29 protein-coding genes and 1 pseudogene are annotated in these 23,690 nt (G+C 71.6%); 17 read left to right on the forward strand and 13 right to left on the reverse strand.

The annotated features are described in order from the left end of the window. Positions 1 to 103: 103 nt before the first annotated feature. The 4 genes from IE295_RS08575 (at position 104) to IE295_RS08590 (ending at position 3,760) form a co-directional block, all read left to right on the forward strand. Entirely contained in the window at positions 104 to 1,318 is a 1,215-nt protein-coding gene (locus IE295_RS08575) for an erythromycin esterase family protein (protein ID WP_190062904.1), read from the forward strand. An 84-nt stretch (positions 1,319 to 1,402) separates the two neighbouring features. Further along, positions 1,403 to 2,557 (forward strand): AAA family ATPase, encoded by a 1,155-nt coding sequence (locus IE295_RS08580; protein WP_190062905.1) that lies wholly within the window; start codon positions 1,403 to 1,405, stop codon positions 2,555 to 2,557. 117 nt (positions 2,558 to 2,674) lie between these two features. Continuing rightward, positions 2,675 to 3,178 (forward strand): carboxymuconolactone decarboxylase family protein, encoded by a 504-nt coding sequence (locus tag IE295_RS08585; protein ID WP_190062906.1) that lies wholly within the window; start codon positions 2,675 to 2,677, stop codon positions 3,176 to 3,178. Between the two features lie 114 nt (positions 3,179 to 3,292). Beyond that, positions 3,293 to 3,760 (forward strand): nuclear transport factor 2 family protein, encoded by a 468-nt coding sequence (locus IE295_RS08590; protein ID WP_190062907.1) that lies wholly within the window; start codon positions 3,293 to 3,295, stop codon positions 3,758 to 3,760. Here IE295_RS08590 and IE295_RS08595 read toward each other — a convergent pair. Continuing rightward, positions 3,685 to 4,644, reverse strand: coding sequence for an MBL fold metallo-hydrolase (locus IE295_RS08595; RefSeq protein WP_190062908.1), 960 nt, complete (start codon positions 4,642 to 4,644; stop codon positions 3,685 to 3,687). The genes IE295_RS08590 and IE295_RS08595 overlap by 76 nt on opposite strands. 133 nt (positions 4,645 to 4,777) lie before the next feature. Here IE295_RS08595 and IE295_RS08600 point away from each other — a divergent pair, with 133 nt between their 5' ends. From IE295_RS08600 to IE295_RS08610, 3 genes are all read left to right on the forward strand, one after another. Continuing rightward, a complete protein-coding gene (locus IE295_RS08600) occupies positions 4,778 to 5,002 on the forward strand; it encodes a hypothetical protein (RefSeq protein WP_190062992.1) in 225 nt (74 codons plus the stop codon). Further along, a complete protein-coding gene (locus tag IE295_RS08605; protein ID WP_190062909.1) occupies positions 4,989 to 6,356 on the forward strand; it encodes an amidase in 1,368 nt (455 codons plus the stop codon). Before IE295_RS08600 ends, IE295_RS08605 begins: the two co-directional genes overlap by 14 nt. 61 nt (positions 6,357 to 6,417) lie before the next feature. Next, positions 6,418 to 6,990, forward strand: coding sequence for a TetR/AcrR family transcriptional regulator (locus IE295_RS08610; RefSeq protein WP_190062910.1), 573 nt, complete (start codon positions 6,418 to 6,420; stop codon positions 6,988 to 6,990). Between the two features lie 110 nt (positions 6,991 to 7,100). On the opposite strand, the gene IE295_RS08615 is transcribed toward IE295_RS08610, so the two are convergent. After that, positions 7,101 to 7,472 carry a peptidoglycan-binding domain-containing protein gene (locus IE295_RS08615; protein ID WP_190062911.1) on the reverse strand — a complete coding sequence of 124 codons (372 nt, stop codon included), beginning with the start codon at positions 7,470 to 7,472 and terminating at the stop codon, positions 7,101 to 7,103. Positions 7,473 to 7,623: 151 nt separating this feature from the next. Between IE295_RS08615 and IE295_RS08620 the strand changes: the two genes are divergently transcribed. Continuing rightward, positions 7,624 to 8,481, forward strand: a complete 858-nt coding sequence (locus tag IE295_RS08620; RefSeq protein WP_190062912.1) for a helix-turn-helix domain-containing protein — start codon at positions 7,624 to 7,626, stop codon at positions 8,479 to 8,481. Between the two features lie 45 nt (positions 8,482 to 8,526). On the opposite strand, the gene IE295_RS08625 is transcribed toward IE295_RS08620, so the two are convergent. Continuing rightward, positions 8,527 to 9,492 (reverse strand): GlxA family transcriptional regulator, encoded by a 966-nt coding sequence (locus IE295_RS08625; RefSeq protein WP_443732319.1) that lies wholly within the window; start codon positions 9,490 to 9,492, stop codon positions 8,527 to 8,529. 147 nt (positions 9,493 to 9,639) lie between these two features. On the opposite strand from IE295_RS08625, the gene IE295_RS08630 reads away from it, so the two are divergent. Together IE295_RS08630 and IE295_RS08635 are read left to right on the forward strand one after the other, a co-directional pair. Then, a complete protein-coding gene (locus IE295_RS08630; RefSeq protein ID WP_190062914.1) occupies positions 9,640 to 10,506 on the forward strand; it encodes an NAD(P)-dependent oxidoreductase in 867 nt (288 codons plus the stop codon). A gap of 91 nt (positions 10,507 to 10,597) precedes the next feature. Continuing rightward, on the forward strand, positions 10,598 to 11,197 hold the full coding sequence (locus IE295_RS08635) for an RDD family protein (RefSeq protein ID WP_190062915.1): 600 nt from the start codon (positions 10,598 to 10,600) through the stop codon (positions 11,195 to 11,197). A 49-nt stretch (positions 11,198 to 11,246) separates the two neighbouring features. Here IE295_RS08635 and IE295_RS08640 read toward each other — a convergent pair whose 3' ends face one another. Next, positions 11,247 to 11,519 carry a hypothetical protein gene (locus IE295_RS08640; protein ID WP_190062916.1) on the reverse strand — a complete coding sequence of 91 codons (273 nt, stop codon included), beginning with the start codon at positions 11,517 to 11,519 and terminating at the stop codon, positions 11,247 to 11,249. 261 nt (positions 11,520 to 11,780) lie between these two features. Here IE295_RS08640 and IE295_RS08645 point away from each other — a divergent pair, with 261 nt between their 5' ends. Then, positions 11,781 to 12,089 carry a hypothetical protein gene (locus IE295_RS08645; RefSeq protein ID WP_190062917.1) on the forward strand — a complete coding sequence of 103 codons (309 nt, stop codon included), beginning with the start codon at positions 11,781 to 11,783 and terminating at the stop codon, positions 12,087 to 12,089. Positions 12,090 to 12,292: 203 nt separating this feature from the next. Further along, complete coding sequence (locus IE295_RS08650) at positions 12,293 to 12,667, forward strand: DUF6355 family natural product biosynthesis protein (protein WP_224323632.1); 375 nt, start codon at positions 12,293 to 12,295, stop codon at positions 12,665 to 12,667. 116 nt (positions 12,668 to 12,783) lie between these two features. Here the strand turns inward: IE295_RS08650 and IE295_RS08655 are convergent, their stop codons facing one another. Genes IE295_RS08655 through IE295_RS08665 form a run of 3 tightly spaced genes read right to left on the reverse strand, consistent with a single transcriptional unit; the run spans position 12,784 to position 14,152 of the window. Continuing rightward, positions 12,784 to 13,122 carry a peptidoglycan-binding domain-containing protein gene (locus IE295_RS08655; RefSeq protein ID WP_190062918.1) on the reverse strand — a complete coding sequence of 113 codons (339 nt, stop codon included), beginning with the start codon at positions 13,120 to 13,122 and terminating at the stop codon, positions 12,784 to 12,786. A gap of 57 nt (positions 13,123 to 13,179) precedes the next feature. Continuing rightward, a complete protein-coding gene (locus IE295_RS08660; RefSeq protein WP_190062919.1) occupies positions 13,180 to 13,638 on the reverse strand; it encodes a hypothetical protein in 459 nt (152 codons plus the stop codon). A 1-nt stretch (position 13,639) separates the two neighbouring features. Beyond that, entirely contained in the window at positions 13,640 to 14,152 is a 513-nt protein-coding gene (locus IE295_RS08665; protein WP_190062920.1) for a hypothetical protein, read from the reverse strand. Between the two features lie 160 nt (positions 14,153 to 14,312). Between IE295_RS08665 and IE295_RS08670 the strand changes: the two are divergent. Next, positions 14,313 to 15,075 (forward strand): annotated as a pseudogene (locus IE295_RS08670) (tyrosine-protein phosphatase). Between the two features lie 21 nt (positions 15,076 to 15,096). On the opposite strand, the gene IE295_RS08675 reads toward IE295_RS08670, so the two are convergent. From IE295_RS08675 to IE295_RS08695, 5 genes are all read right to left on the reverse strand, one after another. Then, on the reverse strand, positions 15,097 to 15,996 hold the full coding sequence (locus IE295_RS08675; protein WP_190062921.1) for an aminoglycoside phosphotransferase family protein: 900 nt from the start codon (positions 15,994 to 15,996) through the stop codon (positions 15,097 to 15,099). A 104-nt stretch (positions 15,997 to 16,100) separates the two neighbouring features. Then, a complete protein-coding gene (locus IE295_RS33375; RefSeq protein WP_224323633.1) occupies positions 16,101 to 16,967 on the reverse strand; it encodes an HNH endonuclease family protein in 867 nt (288 codons plus the stop codon). Between the two features lie 202 nt (positions 16,968 to 17,169). Beyond that, positions 17,170 to 17,448 (reverse strand): hypothetical protein, encoded by a 279-nt coding sequence (locus IE295_RS08685; RefSeq protein ID WP_190062922.1) that lies wholly within the window; start codon positions 17,446 to 17,448, stop codon positions 17,170 to 17,172. A 92-nt stretch (positions 17,449 to 17,540) separates the two neighbouring features. Beyond that, positions 17,541 to 18,644, reverse strand: coding sequence for an outer membrane protein assembly factor BamB family protein (locus IE295_RS08690; protein ID WP_190062923.1), 1,104 nt, complete (start codon positions 18,642 to 18,644; stop codon positions 17,541 to 17,543). A gap of 394 nt (positions 18,645 to 19,038) precedes the next feature. Then, positions 19,039 to 19,212 (reverse strand): CsbD family protein, encoded by a 174-nt coding sequence (locus IE295_RS08695; RefSeq protein WP_190062991.1) that lies wholly within the window; start codon positions 19,210 to 19,212, stop codon positions 19,039 to 19,041. 156 nt (positions 19,213 to 19,368) lie between these two features. Between IE295_RS08695 and IE295_RS08700 the strand changes: the two genes are divergently transcribed. From IE295_RS08700 to IE295_RS08715, 4 genes are all read left to right on the forward strand, one after another. Continuing rightward, entirely contained in the window at positions 19,369 to 19,539 is a 171-nt protein-coding gene (locus tag IE295_RS08700; protein WP_190062924.1) for a hydrophobic protein, read from the forward strand. Between the two features lie 358 nt (positions 19,540 to 19,897). Continuing rightward, the gene (locus tag IE295_RS08705) at positions 19,898 to 20,836 is read left to right on the forward strand and encodes an LppY/LpqO family protein (RefSeq protein WP_190062925.1); all 939 of its coding nucleotides are present in this window, start codon (positions 19,898 to 19,900) and stop codon (positions 20,834 to 20,836) included. A 103-nt stretch (positions 20,837 to 20,939) separates the two neighbouring features. Then, entirely contained in the window at positions 20,940 to 21,446 is a 507-nt protein-coding gene (locus IE295_RS08710; protein ID WP_190062926.1) for an EF-hand domain-containing protein, read from the forward strand. 268 nt (positions 21,447 to 21,714) lie between these two features. Further along, positions 21,715 to 22,689, forward strand: coding sequence for a PLL family lectin (locus IE295_RS08715; RefSeq protein WP_190062927.1), 975 nt, complete (start codon positions 21,715 to 21,717; stop codon positions 22,687 to 22,689). Between the two features lie 204 nt (positions 22,690 to 22,893). On the opposite strand, the gene IE295_RS08720 is transcribed toward IE295_RS08715, so the two are convergent. Beyond that, on the reverse strand, positions 22,894 to 23,688 hold the full coding sequence (locus IE295_RS08720; protein ID WP_190062928.1) for a helix-turn-helix domain-containing protein: 795 nt from the start codon (positions 23,686 to 23,688) through the stop codon (positions 22,894 to 22,896). Positions 23,689 to 23,690: the final 2 nt, after the last annotated feature.

Raw genomic sequence — 23,690 nt, forward strand, 5'->3', positions numbered from 1 at the left:
GCACGGCCCGCGTGCCGTGCCGGGGGCGTTGCCGCGTCCGGCGCGCATGCCGGGGCTCAAGCCGCTTGACCTCAACCAAACTTCAGGTGTGAGTCTGGGCGGCATGGAAAACACCACCACCGCTGCTCAGGCCACCTTCCCTTCCCCCGTGCGTCCGGCCGATCCGCGGCACACCGACGCCCGCCCGCTCTCCGACGCCGCGTTCGATGTGCTCGCCGAGAAGGTTTCCGGCGCGACACTGGTCGTCGGCCTCGGGGAGTCCACGCGCTTCTCCCGGGAGACCTTCGGCGTGCGGGACCGGCTCTTCCGCCGACTGGTCCAGAACCACGGGTTCCGGGCACTGGCCGTACAGGACACCGCCGTCGCCGCCGCTCATCTCGACCGGTACGTGCACGGCGGCGACGGATCGGCCGAAGCCGCACTCGAGGGTGCCTGGCGTCCCTGGCGCACCGCCGAGACGGCCGCGACGCTGGAGTGGATCCGGGAGTTCAACCGGGACCACCCGAACGACCCCGTCCGTATCTTCGGTGTGAAACCCACGCAGGCGCGGCCCCAGGACTACGATGCCGTCCTCGCACACGTCCAGGAGTCGGCCCCGGAACGGTCGGCGGAGCTGGCCTCCCACCTGGACCCGATCCGGACCGCTCACCACACCGATGAGCACGTGCAGCGCGCCCGGGGGACGCATCCCGGCCGTCCGTTCGCCGACCACGCCCGCGACGCGCTCGCCCTGATCCGGTCACTGCCCGGCCTCGACCGCGACGACGACGTCCTGGCGCGGATGCGTCGGATCGTCGACTTCCATGAACACAGCGTGGCCGGGACGGGCAACTACGTGGGCGACGACGCGGTATGGGCCGACGTCATCAGCAACCACCAGCGCCGGACCGGCCTGCGGGTGGTCTACTGGGACGGCATCGGTCACACGTCGGCGACCGCGACCACCTTGGGCATGGCTCCCGAACGCGGCCCGCAGCCCAGCACCGGCAGCGTGCTGCGCGAGCGGTACGGCGACGCGTACGTCTCCGTGGCCATCGGCTTCCATCACGGAGACCTCGGTGTCACCGCCGTCCCGGCGCCGGGCACGGACCTGATCGACGCGCTGCTCGGCCAGGTCGACCTGCCCGCCCACTGGCTGGACCTGCGCGACGACGGCGTACGCCGCCGCTGGGACGGACCGGCGAAGCTCCGCGTCATCGGCGGCGTCTACGACCCCTCCCGCGACGACACCGGGCACATGGCCGTCGCTTCCCTCGCCGACGCGTTCGACGTGCTCATCCACATCCGCGAGGTGTCCCCGGTGCGATGGCTGCCGTGAGCGGCGACCCGGCTGCCACCCCGGCGTTGTCAGTCCCACCCAGCACACTGGCGGGGACAGGACCGCCGAGCATCAGTGAGACCAATGATCACCACCCTTGCCGTCGAGAACTACCGCTCCCTCCGCCGCCTGATCGTGCCGCTGGACAGGCTCAACGTGATCACCGGCGCGAACGGCACCGGTAAGTCCAGCCTCTACCGCGCCCTGCGGCTGCTCGCCGAGGCGGCCCGGGGCGGCGCCGTCGCCGCGCTGGCCCGCGAAGGCGGGCTGCCCTCCACCCTGTGGGCGGGGCACGAGAAACCGGGGCACGGCCCGGGCCGCGCCGAGCCCGTGAGCCTGCGGCTCGGCTTCTCCGGGACCGACTTCGGCTACGCCGTCGACTTCGGGCACCCGGTCCCCGACGGCTCGATCTTCGACGTGGACCCGGAGGTCAAACGCGAGTGCACGTGGACGGGCCCCGTGCTGCGCCCGGCCACCCTGCTCTGCGACCGGTCGGGCCCCGCCGTACGCACCCGCACCGCGGACGGCGGCTGGCACCGCTCGGTCAACGCCATCCGCCCCTACGACAGCATGCTCAGCGAACTCGCCGACCCGCAGCTCGCGCCCGACCTGCTGCGGCTGCGCGAGCTCATCAGGTCCTGGCGGTTCTACGACCACGTGCGCACCGACGCGCACGCACCCGCCCGCACCGCACAGATCGGCACCCGCACTCCCGTGCTCAGCCACGACGGCTCCGATCTCGCGGCCGCGCTGGAGACGATCCGGGAGATCGGCGACCGCGAGGCACTGGACGATGCCGTGGACGCGGCGTTCCCCGGCAGCCGCGTACAGGTCGACAGCCAGGGCGGCCGGTTCGAGCTGAAGCTGCGCCAGCGGGGCCTGCTGCGCCTGCTGGGGGCCGGTGAACTCTCCGACGGCACCCTGCGCTACCTCCTGTGGGCTGCGGCACTGCTGACTCCCCGGCCGCCCGCGCTCCTGGTCCTCAACGAGCCGGAGGCCAGCCTCCATCCGGACCTGCTGCCCCCGCTCGCCGGCCTGATCCTCACCGCGGCCAGGAACACCCAGATCGTGGTGGTCACCCACGCCCCGGAACTGCTCGAGGAACTCGCCCGGAACTCGGCACGCCACCGGCTCGACGTCAACGCCATCACCCTCGTCAAGGACGCGAGCGCGCAGACGGTGGTGGCGGGGCGCGAAGGACTCCTGGACGAGCCTTTGTGGTACTGGCCCAAGCGGTGAGCCGAGCGATCGCACGGCGGGACCGGACGACACGTTCGTAGGCCTCGGCTGTCACATTCGTGTGCCGCGATCCGTCATGGCAGTGAAAGCAACGTGAAAGCCCGGAAGGAAGACGCCATGGAAGCACGTTCGATCACTGCAGAGGTGCCGATGAGTTCGCGGATGTCCGACCCTGTGGAGCTCGTTCCCGAGCTGGCGGATGTGTCAGCGGCGCTGTTCAAGGCCACCGGCAACCACTCGGTGCCGCGGGGCACGATCGGCCTGATCCAGCTGCGGGCGGGCCAGATCGTCGGCAACACCTACCTGACCGTCCTGCACACGGATCTGCTGCGCAAGGCGGGGGAGTCGGAGGAGCGGATCACGTCGGTGTCGTCCTGGCAGGACGCGCCGTACTTCACCGGTGCCGAGCGTGCCGCGCTGGCTCTGGTGGAAGCCGTGCTCCAGCCGTCCGCGCACGGTGAGAGGGTCTCCGACGAGCTGTTCGCCCAGGTGTCCGAGCACTACGACCCCAAGGCGCTCACCACCCTGATGATCGCGATCGGGCAGGTCAACTTCTTCATCCCGGTCGCCCTCATCGCGAAGCCGGTGCCCGGCCGGACGTTCGCCGAGCCGTGGGTGTGAGACCGGCCGCGTGAGTGCCGGCCCGTCCTGGTCCCGCCGTGGGACCGGGACGGGCCGCAGGCCGATGTCCGATTGCCGCCAGCGTGGTCCCTCTCGATTGATCACTCTTGAGTCATGACGAGTCCAGCCATGACTGATTCGGTAACCGCCCTGAGCGGCATGTATGCGGCCGAGGCGCGGTATCTGGCGGCAGGGGGTCCGGGGGAGGCCCCCTTCGACCTCCTCGCCCCCTTCTTCGCGCCTGATGTCGTGCTGCACCAGGCCGATGCACTGCCCTATGGCGGAACCTGGCGTGGGCACGCGGGTCTGGAACGGTTCTTCCTCGCGATGAGCGAGGCGTGGGAATCCTTCGACATGGTGGAGCAGGAATTCCTCGCCACCGGTGCGACGGCGGTGGTGCTGACCCGGGTCCGTGCGCGGGCTCGTGCCACCGGCCGCGAGCTCACCTTCCCGATTCTGCAGACGATCAGGGTCGAGGACGGGCGGATCCGCGAAGTCCACCCCTTCTACTGGGACACGGCGGCCATCGCGGATGCCTGCGCGGGGCCGGTGACGGACGACGGCACCGGTACGAGCCGGTAGCTGTCGCCCTCCGAGGCGACCAGGCCGGCGGTCGGCGGAGGGAAGTGGGTGCCCAGCAGCAGGGTGTCGGTGTCGGCGAGCGCGGCCAGGAGCCTTCGGCGGGTGCGCGCGGCCTGGGTGGTGTCGGTGTCGACGCAGCTGTGGATGCCGGGGCGTGCCAGCTGTACGGGGTGGTGGACGCAGTCGCCGGTGATGACGGCCGACCGTCCGGCGTCGCGGAGTTCGACCGCGACCTGTCCCGGCGTGTGCCCCGGCGTGGGCAGCAGCCGCAGTCCGGGGATCACCTCGGTGCCGCCGTCGCGCACGTCGATCAGGTCGAGAAGTCCGGCCTCTCGGACCGGGTGGACGGAGTCGCGGAACATCTGCCGGCGGTGCTCGTCCATGTCGGTGGCCGCCCAGTGGTCCCACTCGGTGCGGGAGGTGAGGTAGCGGGCGTTGGGGAAGGTGGGCACCCACGCGCCGTCCTGGGCGCGGGTGTTCCAGCCGACGTGGTCGGTGTGCAGGTGGGTGAGGATGACGAGGTCGACGGCCTCGGGCGGGAAGCCCGCGTCGGTGAGCCGCCCGAGGTAGGGGCTGTTCAGGTTGTGCCAGGCCGGGTTGGCCCGTGGCTTGCCGTTGCCGATGCCGGTGTCGACGAGGACGCGCAGGCCGTTCGTCTCGAGGGCGAAGGTGTGGCTTGCCAGACGGAGGGTGCCGTCGGCGGTGGCGAAGTCGGGCCGGAGCCAAGGCGCCTGGGCGACCGCCTCGGGGGTGGCGTCGGGGAGCAGCCAGCGGCCGGTCTGCGGGGGCAGGGGCATTTCGTCGATGCGGTGCACGACATGGTCACCCACGGTCCAGAGGGGAGCCGGGTCCCGTGAAGTGTCGGAGAGCGGGGGCTCGTTCATGTGTGGACCTCCATTAACGCAGTTTCTTTGCTTTAACGGACCGTAGCCCGTAGGGTCCACTAACGCAAACCCTTCGCTTTTACGGAGCCGGAGGGTTCATCCCGCTGCCCGTACGCCCGAAAGGACGACTCCCGTGGACGCAGCCCCGCCCGCACCCACCGGCCCACCCGCTCCCGCGCAAGCCGCCCCGCTCGACGAGGTCGCCGCCACGGCCCGCCACATCCGGACGGTCATCAGCGCCCTGCACGCACTGGACTTGGGGGACACCCCTCCGGCCCCGACGTACGACGCGACCTTCGACTCGACCCACGAGGCGACCTGCAGCGCCCGGCAGGAGGAGACCGATGCGGCCGTATGAACTGACGCTCGCCGACGCCTCCGCGGCGATAGCCGCCGGCGAACTGTCGCCCGTGGAACTGACCGCTTCCGTCCTCGCCCGCGCCGGCACAGTGGACGGGCACCTCAACGCCTATGTCACGGTCGCCGAGGACGCCGCACTCCTCGCCGCCACGCAGGCGGAACGGGAGATCTCGGCGGGCCGGTACAGGGGGCCGCTGCACGGCATCCCGGTGGCGCTCAAGGACCTCATCGACGTCGCCGGCCTGCCGACCACGGCCAGTTCCCGCGTCCGCGCGCACCACATGGCCGCCGCCGACGCGGCGGTCACCGCACGGCTCCGCGACGCCGGCGCCGTCGTGCTGGGCAAGACCCACACGCACGAGTTCGCCTACGGGCTGACCACCCCGCAGACCCGCAACGCCTGGGCCCCGGACCGGGTGGCCGGCGGGTCCAGCGGAGGCTCGGCCGTAGCGGTCGCCTCGGGAAGCGCCACCTTCGCCCTGGGCACCGACACCGGCGGGTCGATCCGCGTCCCGGCGGCGCTCAACGGCGTAGTGGGCCTCAAGCCCACCTACGACCTCCTGCCCCGGCACGGCGTCGTCCCCCTGTCGTGGTCCCTCGACCACGTCGGCCCCCTCACCCGTACCGTCCGCGACGCCGAGCCCGTACTCGCGGCCCTCGCCGGCCCCCGACCGCCCTCCGGCGCCCGGAAGCCGACGGCAGGTCCGGCCGGGATGCGCATCGGCGTCCCCCGCACCTACTACTTCGACCACGTCACCCCCGAGGTCGAGGCGGCGGTGCGGACAGCCCTCACGCACCTGCGCGAACTCGGCGCCGTTCTCGTCGACGTCGACATCCCGATGACCGAATACGTCCAGGCCGTCCAGTGGGGGCTGATGGTGCCCGAAGCCACCGCCCAGCACGAGCCGACGCTGCGCTCGTCCTCCCACCTCTACGGTCCGGACGTCCGCGTCCTGCTCGAGGCCGGGAAGCACGTGCCGGCCGGCGACTACCTGCGCGCCCAGCGCGCCCGTACCCTCATGCGGGCCTCGTGGAGACGGCTCTTCGACGAGGTCGACGCCATCGCGGCACCGACCGTGCCCACCACCGCCACCCGCGCCGGGCAGGACACGATCGAATGGCCGGGCGGAATCACGGAAACGGTCTCCGACGCCTACGTCAGGCTCTCGGCACCGGCGAACATCACCGGCATGCCGTCACTCTCGCTCCCCGTCGGCCTCGACGCGGCGGGGCTGCCCATCGGCATGCAGCTCATCGGCCCTCCACTGGCCGAGACGACACTGCTGCGCATCGGCCGCGCCTACGAGGAGGCCCGGGGTGTCATCCCGCTTCCCGCCGCCCTCGAGGCATGACCACGCTCCCCTGCCACCACGTTCAGGCAGGTGCGCAATTCCTTTGCGTTAAGGTGACGGCATGAGCCCCAGACCAGCTGTCCGCCCCGGAGGACGAAGCGCCCGCGTGCAGCAGTCGGTGCACGCGGCCGTCCGGGAGCTCCAGGCCGAGCAGGGCCGGAGCGGCCTCACCGTCCCCCTCATCGCCGCACGGGCCGGCGTGACGCCCTCCACCGTCTACCGTCGTTGGGGCGACCTCCAGGAACTGCTGGCCGACGTCGCGGTGGAACACCTGCGCCCCGACGCACCGCCCGCCGACCTCGGCAGCCTGCGCGAGGACCTGGAGCACTGGGCGGCCGCTTTCCTCGAGGAGATGTCCTCACCGCCCGGCCGCGCCTACATCCGTGACGCGCTGGCCGGCGACCCGGACGGAAGCAACGCCGGGCAGTGCTCCGCCTACGCCGTCGAGCAGGTCGAGGCCATCCTCGAGCGCGCCGCACAGCGCGGTGAGCACGTACCCGGCACCGACGTCGTCATGGATCACGTCGTCGCCCCGATGATGTACCGCGTCCTCTTCCGTCCTGGTCTTTTGGACGCCCAGTACGCACGTGACCTGGTCGCCACGGTCTTCTACCGCCTGATGCCCCTGCCGTGACCCGCCGCGTCCCCCGTCACGCGGGCCGGCCCGGGCACTGCGGTCCCGGTTCGCCTTCCGGCCGTGAACGGGACCGGGTGCCCGGCCTCGCGGCCGGGCACCCCGAACGTTCAGCAGATGTCGTGCTTGAGCGCGTGCCAGGTCTTCGGGCCGACGATGCCGTCCACGGCCAGCCCGCAGATGTCGTGCAGGCGTCCCTGGAACTCCTTGACGCCCTTCTCCGTGCTGGGCCCGAACTTGCCGTCGACGCCCGTGGAACCGATGGGCACGTTCCAGTGCTTCAGCAGGCACTGGGCCTGCTTGACCGCCGCGCCGGATGAACCGCGGGAGATGGTGGGCTCGGCGTTGGTGTGGTTGCACCCGTACGGCCCGGGCAGGGACGCGGAGTCCGTCGCCGAAGCGGTGGCCGTCGCCGTCAGGCCGCCGAGGGTGAGGACCGAGCCGAGTGCCAGGGCGGTGGTCATGCGTCGTAAGCGCGTCATGAGTCCTCCGTAGTCGTCCTCGGTGCGTGCGCACCGAGGTGCAGCAGCGTCGAAGGTGCCCCATCCGGCTCCCGAGGGCTTGTACGAATGCGACACGGCCTGGATTCCGGCGGGCGGGAGTATCGTGCTGGGGCGGTGAGGGGAGGCTTGCATGGCGCACGCGCGCGAGCTGGTCCGCCGAAGACCATGCGCCGCACTGGCCGGTCACGTACTCGGCTACCGGGGCTTCTCGATCGCGGCGCGGCCGCCACGGCGCCGGCTGGTGGTCCCGGACGGTCTCGTCAAGGTGATGTTCGGCTTCGGCGAGCCCGTGCGGATGGTGGACGCGGTGGATCAGCGGCGAGCGGTCAGGGGGAGGTCGCTCGTCAACGGCCTGGGGACGACCGCGGTCGTCGGGCAGCACACCGGTGGCCTGCACGGGATCACCGTCCTGCTGACTCCGCCGGCGGCCCACCGCATCTTCGCCGTTCCTCCGTCCGAATGGGGCCCGGTGGCCGCCGAAGCGGCCGAGCTCGGCGGCCCGGCTCTCGCGGGGCTCGGCGAACGCCTCGACGCCTGCCCGGACTGGGCGACGCGCTTCGCACTGCTCGACGAGGTCCTCACGGAGCGTCTGCACGCCGGCCGGCCGTGTCACCCCGACGTCATCCGGGCCTGGCGCGAAATAGCGCGCACCCACGGACGGGTGCGCGTGGAGGATCTCGCCGCCACGGTCGGGCGCAGCCGCCGTCACCTCGAACGCCTCTTCCGCAGGCAGATCGGTCAGACGCCGAAGGCCGCGGCCCAGGTGGCGCGCCTGCAGCAGGCCCTGCGGTTGCAGGCCTCCGGGATGACCTGGGCGCAAGTGGCCGCCGAGGCCGGCTACTACGACCAGCCGCACTTCGACCGCACCTTCACGGCGATGATCGGCTGCACACCCACCCGCTTCCGCGCCGACCGCGCGGGCTCGCCCTCCGACGACCCCTTGGACTTCCTGCCGGACCGGGTGACGAGCGTGCTGCTGACCGGATGAGCGGCCGCCGTACGCCGGCGGCAAGTCGGCCCGGCGCGGACACGGTCAGGCGGGTGGGAACGAGCGGCGGTAGGCGGTGGGCGTCACTCCGAAGTGCTGGGTGAAGTGGCGGCGGAGGTTGGTGCCGGTGCCGAGGCCGCTGAGGTGGCTGATGCGTTCGACGGGCAGGGTGGTGGTTTCCAGGAGGGACTGGGCGCGGGCCAGGCGCTGGGTCAGGAGCCACTGGAGGGGGGTGGTGCCGGTGACGGCGTCCAGGCGGCGGAAGAAGGTGCGGGGGCTCATGCCGGCGCGGGCGGCGAGGTCGTCGACGGTGAGGGGTGCGTCGAGGTGTTCGCGGGCCCACTGCAGGACGGGGGCGAGGCTGTCGTCGTCGGTTTCGGGGACGGAGAGGTCGACGTACTGGGTCTGGCCGCCGGGGCGGTGGGCCGGGACGACGAGGCGGCGGGCGAGCTGGTTGGCGATGTGGGCGCCGAGGTCGCGGCGGACGATGTGCAGGCACAGGTCGAGGCCGGCGGTGACGCCCGCGCTGGTGAGGACGTCGCCGTCGTCCACGTAGAGGACGGAGTCGTCGACCTGGACGCGCGGGTGGCGGCGGGCGAGGTCCTGGGTGTGCATCCAGTGGGCGGTGGCGCGACGGCCGTCGAGGATCCCGGCGGCGGCGAGCGCGAAGGCGCCGGCACACAGGGAGACCATGCGGGCCCCGGAGCCGGCCGCCCGGCGCAGGGCGGTGAGGAGTTCCGCGGGCAGTTCCCGCTCGCCGGTGATGCAGGCCTCGGGCACGGAGGGGACGATCACGGTGTCCGCGTCCTCCAGGGCCTCGAGGCCGTGGGCGGTGTGCAGGGTGAGGCCGAAGGGGCCGGGCCGCTTCTCGCCGCCCCCGGCGGAACACAGGCGCAGGTCGTACCAGGGGTCGGCGAGGTCGAGGTGGGGGATGCCGAACACGGTGCAGACCACCCCCAGTTCGTACAGGTCCCACATGGGGACGTCGTCGTCGATGACGACCACGGCCACGCTTCCGGCGTTCATGATCATCAGCTTAGGCGAGGGGGTGGCAGGAATTTTTCGACAGGTGTCACTTCGGCCACTGTCCCGGGTGTCCGTCGCGGTGCGAGGGTGTCCGTACGTGATCATCATTCGTGACGAAACGGGGATAAACCCATGAACGTTACCGTTCTCGGCCTGGGCTCGATGGGGACGGCTCTGGCCGGCGCGTTCCTGGACGCGGGCCACGCGGCCACCGTCTGGAACCGCACGGCGGGCAAGGACGAGGCCCTCGTCGCCCGGGGCGCCGCGAGGGCGGCGACCGCCGCCGACGCCGTCGGGGCGAGCCCGCTCGTGGTCGTCTGCCTCTCCGACTACGACGCCGTGCGCCACCTCCTCGACCCGCTCACGGGCGAACTGCGCGGCCGCACCCTGGTGAACCTGACCTCCGGCTCGCCCGAGCAGGCCCGCGAGAGCGCGGCCTGGGCCGCCTCCCACGGCATCGACTACCTCGACGGCGCGATCATGTCGACCCCGCCCGGCATCGGCAGCTCCGCGATCATGCTGCTCTACAGCGGTTCGCCGAAGGCGTTCGCCGAGCACCGCGAGGTCCTGGCGAGCCTGGGCGACCCGGTCGACCTCGGCGACGACCCGGGCGTGGCCTCCCTCTACGACACCGCACTCCTCGGCATGATGTGGGCCACCCTCGCCGGCTGGCTGCAGGGCGTGGCGCTCACCGGCGCCGACGACGTCGACGCGAGGACGTTCACCCCGGTCGCGCTCCGCTGGACGGCCGCCGTCAACACCTTCATGTCCACCTACGCCCCGCAGATCGACGCCGGCGTCTACCCCGGCGACGACGCGACCCTCGACGTCCATCTCGGCGCCATCGAGCACCTCCTCCACGCCGGCGCCGCACGAGGCCTGGACACCCGGCTGCCTCAGCTGCTCAAGGACGCCATCGAAGGCGCGGTCGCGGCCGGCCACGGCGGCGACAGCTACGCCCGCCTGATCGAGGGGGTCCGCGTGCCGCACGGCGCGTGACCGCCCGCCGTGGGGCCTGAGGGAGTTGAGTTACCGCTCATAGATCATTCTGTGCATCAGTTGTCACATACGTGCAGCAAGATGACACCCTGTGATCGATCCTCAGCACCACCAGGCTCCACAGCAGCCCTACGCTCCACAGCCCCCGTACTCGCACCCCTACCAGCAGGCACATCCGTACCAGCAGGCGCAGGCGCATCCGTACCAGCAGGGGCATGCACATCCCTACCAGCAGGCACATCCGTACCTTCAGCAGCCGCAGCAGCCCCCTCAGCCCCCCGCCGCCCCCCGGGAGGTCGGCGACGAGCGCCGCATGCTCTTCGCCGGGATCGACGCCCTGATCACCTGCTTCGGCGGTTTCGGCCTCGCCATGCAGCTCGCGGAGGACAAGACCACGGGCACCTACTGGACCTACGTCGCCATCTGTTTCTTCGGCGTGTCCTTCGTCCACCACGTGCTGGGAGCCGTGCTGTTCCGGACCACCGTGGGCAAGTTCCTGCTCATGACGCGCGTGGTGCGCGCGGACGACGCGGGGCGGCCGCGCTTCTGGCAGGCGGTGCGCCGCTGGCTCCTCGGCCTGACGTGGCTTCCGATGCAGCCGATATTGGGGATTTTCGGCGATGACGGCGACCCCTACGAGGACGGCTGCGGGCTGCGGTACGTCCACAGCCGGGACCTGCGCCGCCGCTAGGTACGGCCAGGGCGCACCCGAGGAGGAGGCCGGGTGCGCCGACGCCCGGTCAGCAGCCCGGCGCTTCGTCCACCGCCTTGCGCAGGAGCTCCGTGACGGCCGCCGCCGACTCCCGGCCCCGGTCGTCCAGCGGGCCGGCGACCGCCGCGTCCAGGGCCGCGGCGGCGGCCTCGAGCAGCCCGGTGGGGACCTCGACCGTGCGCAGCAGCGCCACGAGGGCGGTGGCGACGTCGGCGGAGGAGGCGCTGGAGCTCGGAATGAGGGCCTCGAGGCCCCGGCCGAGGGCACGGTCGCGGGGCGGCTGGGCGGGTGCTGTGGTCACGCGGGCAGTCTGCCGCATCGGCGGGCGTACCCGTTACCGGCCGCCCCGGGCCCCGGCTTCCCGGCACACCGCCGGGTCGCGGCGCCGTCCTGTGCACTCCGGTTGACGTCCGGCCAGGTCCCCTCACGCGCGTGAGGTTCGAACCCGCCCGCGCGGGAGGGGTGGGGAACCCCGCTCCCACGCGCCCGGGGCATCGGCTACCGACGGCGTGGTTCCGAGCCCACTATCAGGGCAAACGCTCAAAACGAGAGAGGGAACCCCGTGAAATCGAGGAACTTCCGCCTCGCTCCGGCGGTGGCGGTGGCCACCGCGGGACTGCTGTTCGCCGGCACGGCGGGAACGGCCGTAGCGGCTCCGTCGGAGGAGACCCCCAATGCGACGAGCAGCGCCGTGAGCGAGGAGGTGAAGGGCGACTGGAAGCCGGGCGCCTGGTACGACGACGAGGCGGCCTGCAAGAAGGCCGGCGAGCAGGGCAAGCAGGACCACAAGTGGAGCGAGTACCGCTGCAAGCGGGAGGAAAGGCACACCGGCCAGTACGACTACCAGTGGCACCTGTACTACCACCGCTGAAGAACGCGCAGACACCACCCCGTGCCCTCCGGACGACCAGCCGGAGGGCACGGGCAGGCGGTGCCACCCGAAAGCCTGTTCGTCCCCAGATATGTCTTTCTCCCCCTTCGATCACCTTCGAAGGCTCTGGCCACGCTATGGGCGCGACGTCCAGGCTGATGTCCACGGCATCAGCCGGCCTTCCCAACGAAGAGGGAGAGAACATGATGTTTCGAGGATCATCCGAGACCGAGCCCGCCCGCCGTGGTCGTCGGCTCGGCCTGGCAGCCGTCGTACTGGCCGGTGCCCTGGCCGCTTCGGTGGCCGCGCCTGCGAGCGTCGCCGCTCCGGCGAGCGCCGCTCCGGTGAAGATCAACGCCTGCGGCTGGAACCCGGGCGCCAACGGTGAGCGTGCCTACTACGAGCACTGTGCCTCCAACACCAACGTCTGGATCCAGGTCAAGCGCTGGCCGCGGTCCAACTACCACCGCTGCGTCGGGCCGGGCCGCACCAACCTGGACTTCGATGCCACGGGAGCCTGGTACGACAGCAACTACCAGGGCGGTCTGTGCTCCCACCCCGGGGACACCGGCCCCTGATCCGCGCCCCGCGGGACGCACGAGCCGCGCGGCCTGCCCGCCGCCTGCCGTCAGTGGCGGGCGGCGGGCAGGGCCGCCGGGGGGCATGGGCCGCCAGGGGGGGGCGGCCCATGGGCTTACGGATGGAGCGCGGCCCAGGTGTTGGGGCCGATGATCCCGTCGTTGGCGATGCCGAAGGACAGCTGGAAGTCCTTGACGGTGGCGAGGGTCGTGGGTCCGAACTTGTTGTCGATCTCGACGTTGCGGTAGCCGTAGACCTTGTTGAGGACGCACTGCGCGTGGCCGACGGCGTCGTTGGCGCTGCCCTTGGCGATCTGGGGGTGTCCGCCGCTGTAGGGGCACAGGCGCCATTCGCCGCTGCCCGCGTCGATGGCGTCGGCGGTGGTGGGCGCGAGGGCGATCGCGCCGGCGGCCAGCGCCGTGGCGAGGAGGACGGGGAGCCGGCGTACGGGCATGAGGGTCTCCTGGACGTGGGGAAAGGTGACGGAGGCGAGCCAGGGGCAGGGCGGGCGTCAGACCCAGGGGCAGCGCGGCAGCCCGGGGAACGGGTGCTGGGGCGCCTGGACGACCCGTGCGGGCACGACGCCCCAGCCCTTGATCCGGGGCATCTTCACGACCTCGTCGCCTTGCGTGTAGTACCAGACGCGGGTCTGGCCCTCGGGGGCCTCGCCCTCCGTCCAGCAGGTGAACCAGCTCGGCGAGAGCTTGAGGCGGCCGGTCACCGGGGCGTCGTAGGCCGACCGGCCCAGCACGTCCGAGGGGAGGTTGTCGCAGTACAGGTCCTGCTGGAAGACGTTGCCGAGGCTGTCCCGGTGCGACTGCCCCGGGCGCAGCTTGCATACGGCCGTGGTCCCGGCGGTCCGGGGGGTTCCCGCCGTGGCGGCGGGGGCGGCGGCCGTGAGCAGGCTCATGGCCAGCGCGGCGGCCGTGCGGGCCCTGCGGCGGCGGGGGGTGGGCGATGAGGCGCGCATGTCACTCCTCACCCCACCGGCAGCGGGGCAGGCCCGGAACGGGGTGCTGCGTGACCTTGAGCGCCGAGGAGTGGAGGTAACCCCAGCCCTTGGTCTGCTTGTTGCCGGTGACCGTGTCGGCCTGCGTGTAGTACCAGATGTCGCTGCCCTTGAGCGGGGTGCCGGGCTTCCAGCACACGAACCAGCTCGGCGAGAACAGCATCTGCCCGTTCACCGGGCTCTGCGTCGTCGACTGGACGCGGGTGTTGTCCAGGTCGTGCGAGCAGACCATGTCCCCGGTGTAGAGCATGGACGTCCAGTCCTTGTGCTTCTGCGCGGGGCGCGCCAGGCACTCGCCCGCGCCTGCGTCCGGGGCTGTGGCCGTGGCTGCGGACGCCGGGGGACCGACGGGCAGCAGCACACTGCCGCCGGCGACGGCGGTGACGGCGGCGGCGAGGGCGGCTGCCCTCCGGCGTCTCCCCGTGACAGGCGGGCGGGTTCTTCGCCGCGCGAGGCGGGGCGGGATCACAGGCATGGCGGTGCCTTTCTGCTTCTTCTTCCTTGTCCGCTGTGGCCCGGGTACGGCCCGAAGGCCTCCGATGCTGGCAGCGGCGCCTGACACCCGGCTGACGACGGGAAGAGGCCGGCGAACGGTGGCCGGACAGCCGGTTGTGACGTCACTCTCCATCGCCGCCATGGCCCGCGCGGGCGATCGTAAGGTGGCCCACGTGAAGAGACACATCGCGTTCGAAGGACTGCACAACTTCCGGGATCTGGGCGGCTACCGGGCGGCCGACGGCCGAACGGTGCGCTGGGGCCGGCTGTTCCGCTCCGACTCGCTGGGCAAGTTGCGGGGCCGGGACACGGACCGCTTCTCCGCCCTGGGCATCCGCACCGTGATCGACCTCCGGTATCCCTGGGAGATCGAACGCAGCGGCCGCGTACCGTCCCACCAGGGGCTGGCCTACCACAACCTGAGCATCGAGCACCGGCCGTACGACCAGGCGGGCCTGGACCCGGACGTCGAGCCCGGGCGGTTCCTGGCCGACAAGTACACCGAGGTCGCCCACGACGGCGTCAAGGAGATCCGGCGCGCGCTGGAGGTCATCGCCGACGACACCGCTCCGCTGGTGTTCCACTGCCACTCCGGCAAGGACCGCACCGGCCTGCTGGCCATGCTGGTCCTCGCCCTCCTCGGGGTGCACGAGGACGACATCGTCGCCGACTTCGCCCTGACCGAGCTGGCCACCGAACGCCTGGTCGCCGACTGGCACGCCAATCACCCCGACCTGACCCTCAGATGGCCCGCCTACGGCCGCGCCCCCCGCCGAGATCATGCGGCTCTTCCTGGCCGACCTGACCACGCGGTACGGATCGGTGCACGGCTACGCCGCCGAACAACTCGGCGTCGGCGACGACCTGGTGGGCGCGCTTCGCACACAGCTCCTGCAGCCCTGAGCCCGTCCCGCGCCCGGGGGCTCAGCCCTCTCCCAGCACCGCCCTGATCACGTGCCGGGCGTTGTTCGCCATCGCCCGGTTCGTCTTCCGGTAGTACGGCAGCGCGATCAGCGCCTGCGAGAGCGTCCGCCCCCGGCCGCGGTTCCAGGTCGCGTCGTCCACGCCGAGCGCGTCGCGGAACACCTGCCGCGCATCGGCCGGCAGCAGATTCCACGCCGGGAACAGATCGCAGGCCGGGTCGCCCACCCCCATGCACCCGAAGTCGATCACCGAGGTCAGCCTGCCGCCGGCCACCAGCAGATTGCCCGGCATCAGATCGGCGTGCAGCCACACCGGCGGCCCGTCCCAGCCGGGGGCCCGCAGCGCGTCCTCCCATACGGCGGTCACGGCATCACAGTCGACGTCCTCCTGCGGGATCCGGCGCAGCTCCTCGATCGCCGCGCGGGTGTCCGCGTCGAGCGAGGCGAGCGGCCCGCCGCGGTGGGCCGTCGGCGCCCCCGGCAGGGTGATGCTCCGCATCGCCGCCACGAACCCGGCCAGATCCCCGGCCAGCGGTACGGGCTCGCTCAGCGCCCCAGCCTCGGGGTTCTCCCCTCCCCGCCACCGGTACACCGACCACGGCCACGGATACCCCTCGGCGGGCTCCCCGGCCCCCAGCACCTCGGGGATGGCCGTGGCCAGCAGGGGCGCGAGGCGAGGCAGCCACTCCCGCTCCATCGAGACGTCCTCGGCCCCGCCCTTCACCAGCGGCAGCCGCACGACCATGTCGTCGCCCAGCCGGTACATGCCGTTGACCGTGCCGCCGGACGGAAACCGCTCCACCGCCAGCCCCGCCCACCGGGGGAACTGCCCGGCGACCAGCCGCCGTACGAGGGCGTCGTCGACGGGGTGCTGTCCGGGATGCAGGTGTCCAGTGCTCATGGGCCGCCATCCGATCGCCGGACGCCGGCAACCGTCAAACGCTTTTACCGGCCGGCACCGCGGCCGTGGTCACGGGGGCCGGTCACCGAACGGCGTCGCGCGGATCAGCACTGGCTGAGGACCAGCTCGAGCTTGTTCTTCTCGGCCTGGGTGACGCTGAGCCCGTAGTAGTCCTTCACCCCGATCCAGGCGCGGCTGTAGGGGCACTCGTGGCCCTGGGGCAGCCACTTGTCCGGCATCTTGTCACCCTTGTCGCGGTTGCTCCACGTGGAGACCGCGATGAGCTGTGGGGAGCCGCTGAGGTCGTTGGCGAACGCGCGGCGCTTGTACTCCGGCCAGTCACGGGCTCCCGAGCCCCATGCGACCCTGAGCGGCACGATGTGATCGATGTCGACGCGCAGCGGGTTGGTGAGCGTCATGTTGTCGTAGGCGCTGTGCCAGCTTCCGCCGACGACCTTGCAGCTGCCCCGCAGGGTGACCGGGACATCGGACAGGGCCTTGAGGGCGAGCTCACGGGTCGAGCACTTGTCGGCACCGTGCAGGACCCAGCAGCTCTTGCCGCCGAACTGGGTCCGGTCGAAACCCTTGCTGTCGAACGGCCGGACCTCCAGCTCCCGGAGCATGCGCGTGGCGTCGTCCAGGTCGGGCATGTTCCGGGGCCACTTGACGGTGGGGGCACGGAGCGCCTTGCGGGCGCGCGGGCCACCTGGGCCGCCATCCGTTCCGGCCGTACCGACCCCGAGCTGGTGCACCCCGCCCTGGCCCGAATCGGACGGCGGGAGCCGGTCCTCCTCGGGTCCCTCGCAGTCGAGCTCGTCGAAGTTCTGCGGCGGACTGTGCTGCCGGCCGGTGTGCGAGCCGGGACGCGACGTCTCCGCGCCGGACGCAGCGCCCGGGAACAACGCTGCCGGCAGCACGGTGCCGACAAGGGCGGAGGCTATGACCAGGCCTCGGTACGGGTACGGGGGCATGAGGATTTCCTTCGACGGTGTGCCGTGACGCCCCGCGCGGGCGACAAGCTGAACGCGAGGACGATCGCCTTCGGAAAGGCCGTGCTGACGAGCATGACCCGGCTGATCCGGCCACGCAGTAGCAGGGCGTCCGTTCGGGCAACCGTGCGACACGTTCCACCCGCTCGGCCCAATGCCCCGGGCCGAGCGGCAGCATCGCCGCCTAGACGCTCGTGAGATCCACCCACACCCACGGTGCGTGGTGCCAGGAGCGTACTTCGCCGATGACCAGCTCGAGGGTCGTTCCCACGGGCGGGAGGTCCTGGGCCAGCCTCGCGACTCCCGGCTCGCCGCGGCGGCGGATGGTGTCCAGTGACGCGCCGACCGTCTCGTATGCGTCGAGCTTCGCCGTGATGCCCCATGGCTGATGACTGGTGATGGTCGCCCGGACGGTTTCGCCCGCGCGAAGTTCGCTGAGGGGGCGCTTCGGTTCGTCTGACATGACAGCATCATCTCCCGGTCATCAGGGGCAGTGCCGCCCCGGCCGGAGACGGCGGCACCAGGGCGGCATACAGGTCGGCATTCAGGGTGGCGTCAGCGGGCCCGGTAGACGTCGATCGTCCGGGCCGCGCGATCGTGGACCAGGCCGTAGCCGTCGTTGACCAGGGTGGGGGAGACGGGACCGATGTCCGTGCGGAGGTCTCTGCCCGTGCGGGCGTCGAGGGTCATGGTCTGGCCGGCCTCTGCGTAGACCACGCCGTGCCACGCCGAGGTGATGTCGGGCGCGATGCGGTGCGCCGACGCATCGGGCAGGCGCCACAGGACCCGTGCGGTGCGCACGTCCACGGCCCATACGGCCGCGTCGCCGGAACCGTCGGCCCCGGCGCAGACCGTCGTGTTCCAGCCGTCGTAGTGGCAGCCTTCCAGGGAGGTGTCACCGGAGTCCAGGCGGGTCGCGCCGGTCGCGGGGTCGATCAGCAGGGTGCCGCCCGCCTCGGCGTCGTCGGCCCAGGTCAGTCCGGGGCCGGGGTCCGACGTCCGGGCCTCGCCGAGTCGAAGGTCCCGCTTCCACAACTGAGCGGCGTCAGAGGTGGACTTGCCCGCGAAGTCACCGTCGCCGCGCACGCCGACGGCCACCGTCGGTTCCAGGTCCACTCCCTTGAAGTCGGTGTCCGTCCAGATGACTTGCCCGGTTCGCGTGTCGAGCAGGGCGGACAGGGGTGGCGTCTGCGCGTAGCCCTGCTCGTACGCGGAGACGAGCACGTGCCGGGTGTCGGCGCCGACCACATGAGGGGCGGCCCCGGCGTCCGTGACCTCGCCGCCGGCGATCTCGCGTGTCCACAGACTCCTGCCGGTGCCGGCGTCCAGGGCGACGACAGTGATGCCGCGCCGGCCGGCGTAAGTCCCCCTGTCTTGCTGCGTGGTGGCGAAGGCGCAGATCACCTTGTTGCCCACCAGGCGCGGCGCCTGTGCGACGGTGGTGCCGTCCGGTACGGCCGCATGCCAGGCGACGTCACCGGAGTCCAGCCGGAAGGCGGTGACACCGACGTCGTCCTGGTCGTAGGCATAGGCAAGGCGCGCGCCCAGTGTCACCACGTCGGAGGGATCGTCCTCGTCGGCCGGGGCGGGCCAGGCGCCCTGGAACGTGGTGGTGGGTGTCTCCGGGAAGGATCCGGCCGCAACTTCCGGTTTCGTCACCCGGGTTGCCCGGCTCTTCCCGGCCGGGTGCCCGCCGCCGCACGCGGCCACGGCACACAGGAGGCCGACGACAGCGAAGGCAGTGCGCAGTCGACGCCGTGGGGCGTGATGCCGGTTCGCGGAATCCATGGAGCTCATGGACACCAGAGGGTGACAGAAGGGGGGATCGTGCCGGAGCCGTTGCCCGAAAGTTCCGTGGGACGGGGGAGCCCGGGTGGGTCGGACTGACACCGCGCCGGCCGGCGCGGCCGGCTGCGCACATACTCCGCACCGGCATGACCGTGGAAACCGAAAGTCCTGCCGCCGCGGGCGTATTCACGGAAGCCGGGTGAAAACCAGAGGGTCACAACCTTGCGGTTGTCACCCTCTGGTTTTACTTGCGCGCCCGAGGAAATCAGTCCTTGAAAGAGTCCTTGATCTTCTCCTTGGCGCCGCGAAGATCACCCTTCGACTTCTCGGCCTGTCCCTCGGCCGTTTTGCTCTCGTTGCCGACCGCGCGGCCCGCTTCCTCCTTGACCTTGCCCTTGGCCTGCTCGGCCTTCGCCTTGGCCTTCTCGCTCGCGCTCATCAGGCAGCCTTTCTCTTCGGTCATCGTGCGATCGCATATCAGCTGCCCCGGTCGCCCCCACGTAAACGACAGCATCCAAGAACGGAAATCACGGGGAAGGGAATGGGTGTGCGCACCCGAATTCGGGGAACAAGCGGCTTCGGGAGGTTGATAACTATGGTTCCCCTTCTTCTGGTCCTGCTCCTCGCGCTGCTCCTCTTCGGCGCGGGATTTGCCGTGAAGGTCTTGTGGTGGGTCGCCGTCGTCGTCCTGGTGCTCTGGCTCCTCGGCTTCGTCATGCGTTCCACCGGCCCCGGCGGTGGCCGGGGACGCTGGTACCGATGGTGACCTGAGCGCACCCGCACTCCGCACCACCGAGGGCCCGGCACGTGACGTGCCGGGCCCCCTATCACGCAGGGGCGGCGGGGGCGATGCGCAATCCGACCGGCATCACGCCGTGGCGCAGGCAAACAGCAGATCAGGCCCCTTCACCTGATGGAGTCGTAAAAGCGCCCATCAGTGCAGCGATCAGGCATATCAGGCATACCCTGCGAGTGTCGTCGAGCCGGTTCGCCGTGGCGGGGCCGGCGGGAGGGTGGGGGACATGCCGGGACCGGGAACAGGGGCGGCAGGCGGGGAACACGGGACGGGTGGAAGGCTCGCGCGGCGCGGGCTGCTGGCCGCCGCCGGGGCGGTGGCTCCCGTCGTGACAGGGCTGGCAGCGGGGTGTACGCGCTCGCCGGCCAGGGCGGTCGGCGGTACGGGCCACCGGCGCCTCCTCAGGCCGGTCGACACCACCCTCCACGACTGGCAGGGCGTCGCGCAGGTGCTGCGCCGGACGGGAGCGATGTGGGGGCCCGTGTTCCGGGCCGCGTATCCGCGTACGGACCTCCGGGTGGTCTCGCGCGGCATCGGCGTGGAGCCCGACCTGGCCGTACGCTCCTACGTGGCCCTCACCCGCTACCCCGACGGAAAAACCCTGCTGATGGGCGACATCGCCGTCACGGAGGAGGAACTCCAGCCGCTCACCGACGCCCTCCAGGCCGGCGACCTGGCCCAGACCTCCATCCACAAGCACCTCCTCGCCCACGACCCGGCCCTGCTGTGGACCCACGTCCACGCCCTCACCGACGACCCGGTGACCGTCGCCGGGCATCTGATGACCGCGCTGAAGACGACCCGCACCCCGATGTCCCCTCCCGTACCGGCCGAGATCCCCCACGACTTCGACGCCGCCGCCCTGGACGCCGCGCTCGGCGGACGAGGCACGGACTATCACGGCATCTACAAGTTCACGTTCATCCGCAAGGAAACCCTCACCGACCACCACCGGGCCATTCCCTGGGGCATGGGGATGGTCACCGGCGTGAACTTCCAGCCCCTGGGCAAGGGCAGGGCTGCGGTCAACGGAGCCCTGGCACTGATCGCGGACGAGGTGCAGGACGCGATCAGCGCACTGCGACGCGGCAGGATCGGCATCGTCGAGCTGCACAACCACACGCTGACCGAAGAACCCCGCATCTTCTACGTCCGCTTCTGGGCGGAGGGCGACGCCCTGGGCCTGGCCCGCGCGACGGCCGCCGCCGTCCGGTGCACCAACGTCGCCTCGCAGGCGACGCCCGCATACACCCCTGCCCCCAAGTAGCGTGCTCTGCAGCCCTCCCCGGCAGCGGTGGCGTTCACCCGTCAGGGGGAACGCCAGCAGGGCTCGCCGGTCGGCCGGCCAACGAGTGGCACTCTCTCGGAACATGACCGACATCACCAAGAACGCCCAGATCGCGCCCGTCCAGGAGTTCCAGCGCATGGACGCGGACGGCGACGGATCCGTCGACCTGACCGACTTCCTCCGGGCGCCGCACCGGCTCCTGGCCGAGCTCGGCATCCCGGAGGAGTCCGACAAGGGGCGGGCTCTCCTCGAGGCCAACGAGACCCAGTGGAGGTTCCTGCTGTCCCTCGGTGACGCCGACGGCGACGGTGCCCTCTCGGCCGACGAGTACGTGGCGGCCCGCACGTCCCCCGGCTTCCGCTCCCCGGACCGCCCCGGCAAGGGAGAGGTGTGCCGGACCCTCTTCGATCTGCTCGACCGCGACGACGACGGCTCTCTCGACCAGGACGAATTCCTCCGGGCCGCCGAGTTCCTGAACATGTCGACGCCCGACGCCAGGGCGTACTTCGACGAACTCGACACCGACGGCAGCGGACGCATCAGCCCCAAGGAGTTCCTGAAGGCGGTGAAGCGCTTCTACACCAGCTGAGCCCCCGGTCCGAGCCGAGCCTGCCCGCCCGCGACGCCGACCACGCACCGACGGTCGGACCGCCGGGCGGGCCGGCCACCCGTGCCCGCCGCCGCCCGCGTTCCGGCCCTGGCGGACCCTGGCGGAAGGACCCGGCCGCAGTCGACCGGAAAGCGACCCGGGAGGGCGCACCGGAAGGCTGTGCGGTGCGGTGGGGCGGCTGTAGCGTGCGCAGCGTTTCACACCGACATGGCTTGCGTTTCCGAGCAGGAACAGGAAAGGGCAGTCGATGAGAACGAGGCACAGACCCGTCGGCCGACTGATCGGCGCTCTCGTGGCGTCGGCCGTGGCCGTGACGCTCCTGGGCGCCGCGCCGGCACCCGCGACCGCGGGAAACCGGATCACCATCAGCGTCTTCGGCTCCTCCATAGCCGCCGCCCGCAACAGCGACGGGCGGCTGGAGCTCTTCGGAACCAACAGCGGCGACGGCGTCTTCCACCGCTACCAGAACCGCGCCGGCGGCGGCAGCTGGTCGCCCTGGGCGCAGTTCGACGGCGCGCTGCGCGCCGTGGCCGCCGAGACCAACGCCGACGGCCGCGTGGAGCTGTTCGGCGTCACCGGCGCGGGCACCATCTTCCACCGCTGGCAGACCCCGGCCTCGAGCACCCCGTGGTCCAACTGGGAGCAGCTCGACGGGCTGCTGACATCCATCGCCGTGGCCCGCAACGCGGACGGGCGGCTGGAGATCTTCGGAACCAACAGCGTCGGGAACATCTACCACCGCTGGCAGACGGCCATCGGCGGCCCCTGGTCGGGCTGGGAACTCATCGAGGGCGGGCTGACCCAGGTCGCCGCCGAGACCAACGCCGACGGCCGCATCGAGCTCTTCGGCGTCAACAGCGCCGGCCAGATCTTCCACAAGTGGCAGACCGTCCTCGGCGGGCGATGGTCCAACTGGGAGCAGTTCGACGGCAGCCTGACGTCGATCGCGGCGGCCCGCAACGCGGACGGGCGGCTGGAGATCTTCGGAACCAACAGCGGCGACGCCATCTACCACCGTGCGCAGAAGGCCATCGGCGGCCCGTGGTCGGGCTGGGAACAGTTCGACGGCGCCCTGAGCCAGGTCGCGGCCGAGACCAACGCCGACGGTCGGATCGAACTCTTCGGAGTCAACAGCGGTGGCTACCCGTACCACCGTTGGCAGACCAGGATCGGCGGCCCGTGGTCCGGCTGGGAGCAGTTTGACGGCCTGCTGAGGCCCTGAGCGTGCTGCTGCGGCCCTTGGTGGGATGACCACGAGCTGACCCCGTGCTCGCCGTACCCGCTGCCGGCGGGTGCCTCGGTGCGAGGAGGCCCGTCGGCAGCGGAGACCACATGGCCAGGTGTCCGACGGCGCGCACCCGGCAGGGGATCGGTCTCGCCGCGCCGGCACTGCCGGGCATCGGCGTGCTGACGGCCGGATGGCGGGTCACCAGCTCCCCGTACAGCTGGGGGAGGACTGGTCTTCGCGTACGGCGGGCACCGCGCGGCCCAGGGAAGCGGGGGTACGGCCGATGAGCGTGCGTGACGTACGGGTCAGATGGGCCTGATCGGCGAAGCCCGCGGCGGCCGCCGCCGCGGCCACGGACGCGCCGGGCAGCTCGGCGATCGCACCCCGCAGCCGCCCCCACTGCCGCAGCCGGGCGAGGGGGATGCCCACCGACTCCCGGACCAGGGCGCGCAGCCGGGACGGTGACAGGCCGACCTCGGCGGCGATCGCGTGCAGGGAGGCGCCGGGACCCGGGCGCATGGTCGCCCGCGCGGCATGGGCCACCCTCGCGTCGAGCAGGGGCGCGGCCCCTGTCAGGGCGATGAGTTCGTCGTAGAAGGCGCTCAGGTCGGGAGCGGCGCCGGGACTGTTGACCCCGGTCGGCCCCAGGGCCGCCAGCAGGCGCCGCACCGCCCGGGCGTCCAGCCGCACGAGCCCCAGGCCGGAGTGCACCAGCCACGGATCGATGAACAGAGCGGCGTACGAGGACGTCGTCAGGCAGGCGTGGGCGAGCTGGGGAGGCACGATCAGCCCGGGCGCGGCCAGGGGACGGCGGCCGTCCCGTCCGATGTGGGCGTGGCCGCCGATCGGCAGCACGACCTTCCACGCGGGGTGGAGATGACGGCTCACGCCGAACGCGCCGGATTCGGCGAACAGCGTTGCCCGGGCACCGGTGGCGAAGACCAGCCGGCGATCGTTTTGTTCAAGCGCCCACGCGCGTTGTGAAGGGAACATCG

Source organism: Streptomyces griseocarneus, assembly GCF_014655595.1.
Lineage (GTDB): Bacteria > Actinomycetota > Actinomycetes > Streptomycetales > Streptomycetaceae > Streptomyces > Streptomyces griseocarneus.

Bases quoted from the DNA above. Each gene is read 5' to 3' on its own strand.
- IE295_RS08575 (WP_190062904.1), top strand. From the start codon at position 104: ATGGAAAACACCACCACCGCTGCTCAGGCCACCTTCCCTTCCCCCGTG.
- IE295_RS08580 (WP_190062905.1), top strand. From the start codon at position 1,403: ATGATCACCACCCTTGCCGTCGAGAACTACCGCTCCCTCCGCCGCCTG.
- IE295_RS08585 (WP_190062906.1), top strand. From the start codon at position 2,675: ATGGAAGCACGTTCGATCACTGCAGAGGTGCCGATGAGTTCGCGGATG.
- IE295_RS08590 (WP_190062907.1), top strand. From the start codon at position 3,293: ATGACGAGTCCAGCCATGACTGATTCGGTAACCGCCCTGAGCGGCATG.
- IE295_RS08595 (WP_190062908.1), bottom strand. From the start codon at position 4,644: ATGAACGAGCCCCCGCTCTCCGACACTTCACGGGACCCGGCTCCCCTC.
- IE295_RS08605 (WP_190062909.1), top strand. From the start codon at position 4,989: ATGCGGCCGTATGAACTGACGCTCGCCGACGCCTCCGCGGCGATAGCC.
- IE295_RS08610 (WP_190062910.1), top strand. From the start codon at position 6,418: ATGAGCCCCAGACCAGCTGTCCGCCCCGGAGGACGAAGCGCCCGCGTG.
- IE295_RS08615 (WP_190062911.1), bottom strand. From the start codon at position 7,472: ATGACGCGCTTACGACGCATGACCACCGCCCTGGCACTCGGCTCGGTC.
- IE295_RS08620 (WP_190062912.1), top strand. From the start codon at position 7,624: ATGGCGCACGCGCGCGAGCTGGTCCGCCGAAGACCATGCGCCGCACTG.
- IE295_RS08630 (WP_190062914.1), top strand. From the start codon at position 9,640: ATGAACGTTACCGTTCTCGGCCTGGGCTCGATGGGGACGGCTCTGGCC.
- IE295_RS08650 (WP_224323632.1), top strand. From the start codon at position 12,293: ATGATGTTTCGAGGATCATCCGAGACCGAGCCCGCCCGCCGTGGTCGT.
- IE295_RS08655 (WP_190062918.1), bottom strand. From the start codon at position 13,122: ATGCCCGTACGCCGGCTCCCCGTCCTCCTCGCCACGGCGCTGGCCGCC.
- IE295_RS08660 (WP_190062919.1), bottom strand. From the start codon at position 13,638: ATGCGCGCCTCATCGCCCACCCCCCGCCGCCGCAGGGCCCGCACGGCC.
- IE295_RS08665 (WP_190062920.1), bottom strand. From the start codon at position 14,152: ATGCCTGTGATCCCGCCCCGCCTCGCGCGGCGAAGAACCCGCCCGCCT.
- IE295_RS08675 (WP_190062921.1), bottom strand. From the start codon at position 15,996: ATGAGCACTGGACACCTGCATCCCGGACAGCACCCCGTCGACGACGCC.
- IE295_RS33375 (WP_224323633.1), bottom strand. From the start codon at position 16,967: ATGCCCCCGTACCCGTACCGAGGCCTGGTCATAGCCTCCGCCCTTGTC.
- IE295_RS08685 (WP_190062922.1), bottom strand. From the start codon at position 17,448: ATGTCAGACGAACCGAAGCGCCCCCTCAGCGAACTTCGCGCGGGCGAA.
- IE295_RS08695 (WP_190062991.1), bottom strand. From the start codon at position 19,212: ATGAGCGCGAGCGAGAAGGCCAAGGCGAAGGCCGAGCAGGCCAAGGGC.
- IE295_RS08700 (WP_190062924.1), top strand. From the start codon at position 19,369: ATGGTTCCCCTTCTTCTGGTCCTGCTCCTCGCGCTGCTCCTCTTCGGC.
- IE295_RS08710 (WP_190062926.1), top strand. From the start codon at position 20,940: ATGACCGACATCACCAAGAACGCCCAGATCGCGCCCGTCCAGGAGTTC.
- IE295_RS08715 (WP_190062927.1), top strand. From the start codon at position 21,715: ATGAGAACGAGGCACAGACCCGTCGGCCGACTGATCGGCGCTCTCGTG.
- IE295_RS08720 (WP_190062928.1), bottom strand. From the start codon at position 23,688: ATGTTCCCTTCACAACGCGCGTGGGCGCTTGAACAAAACGATCGCCGG.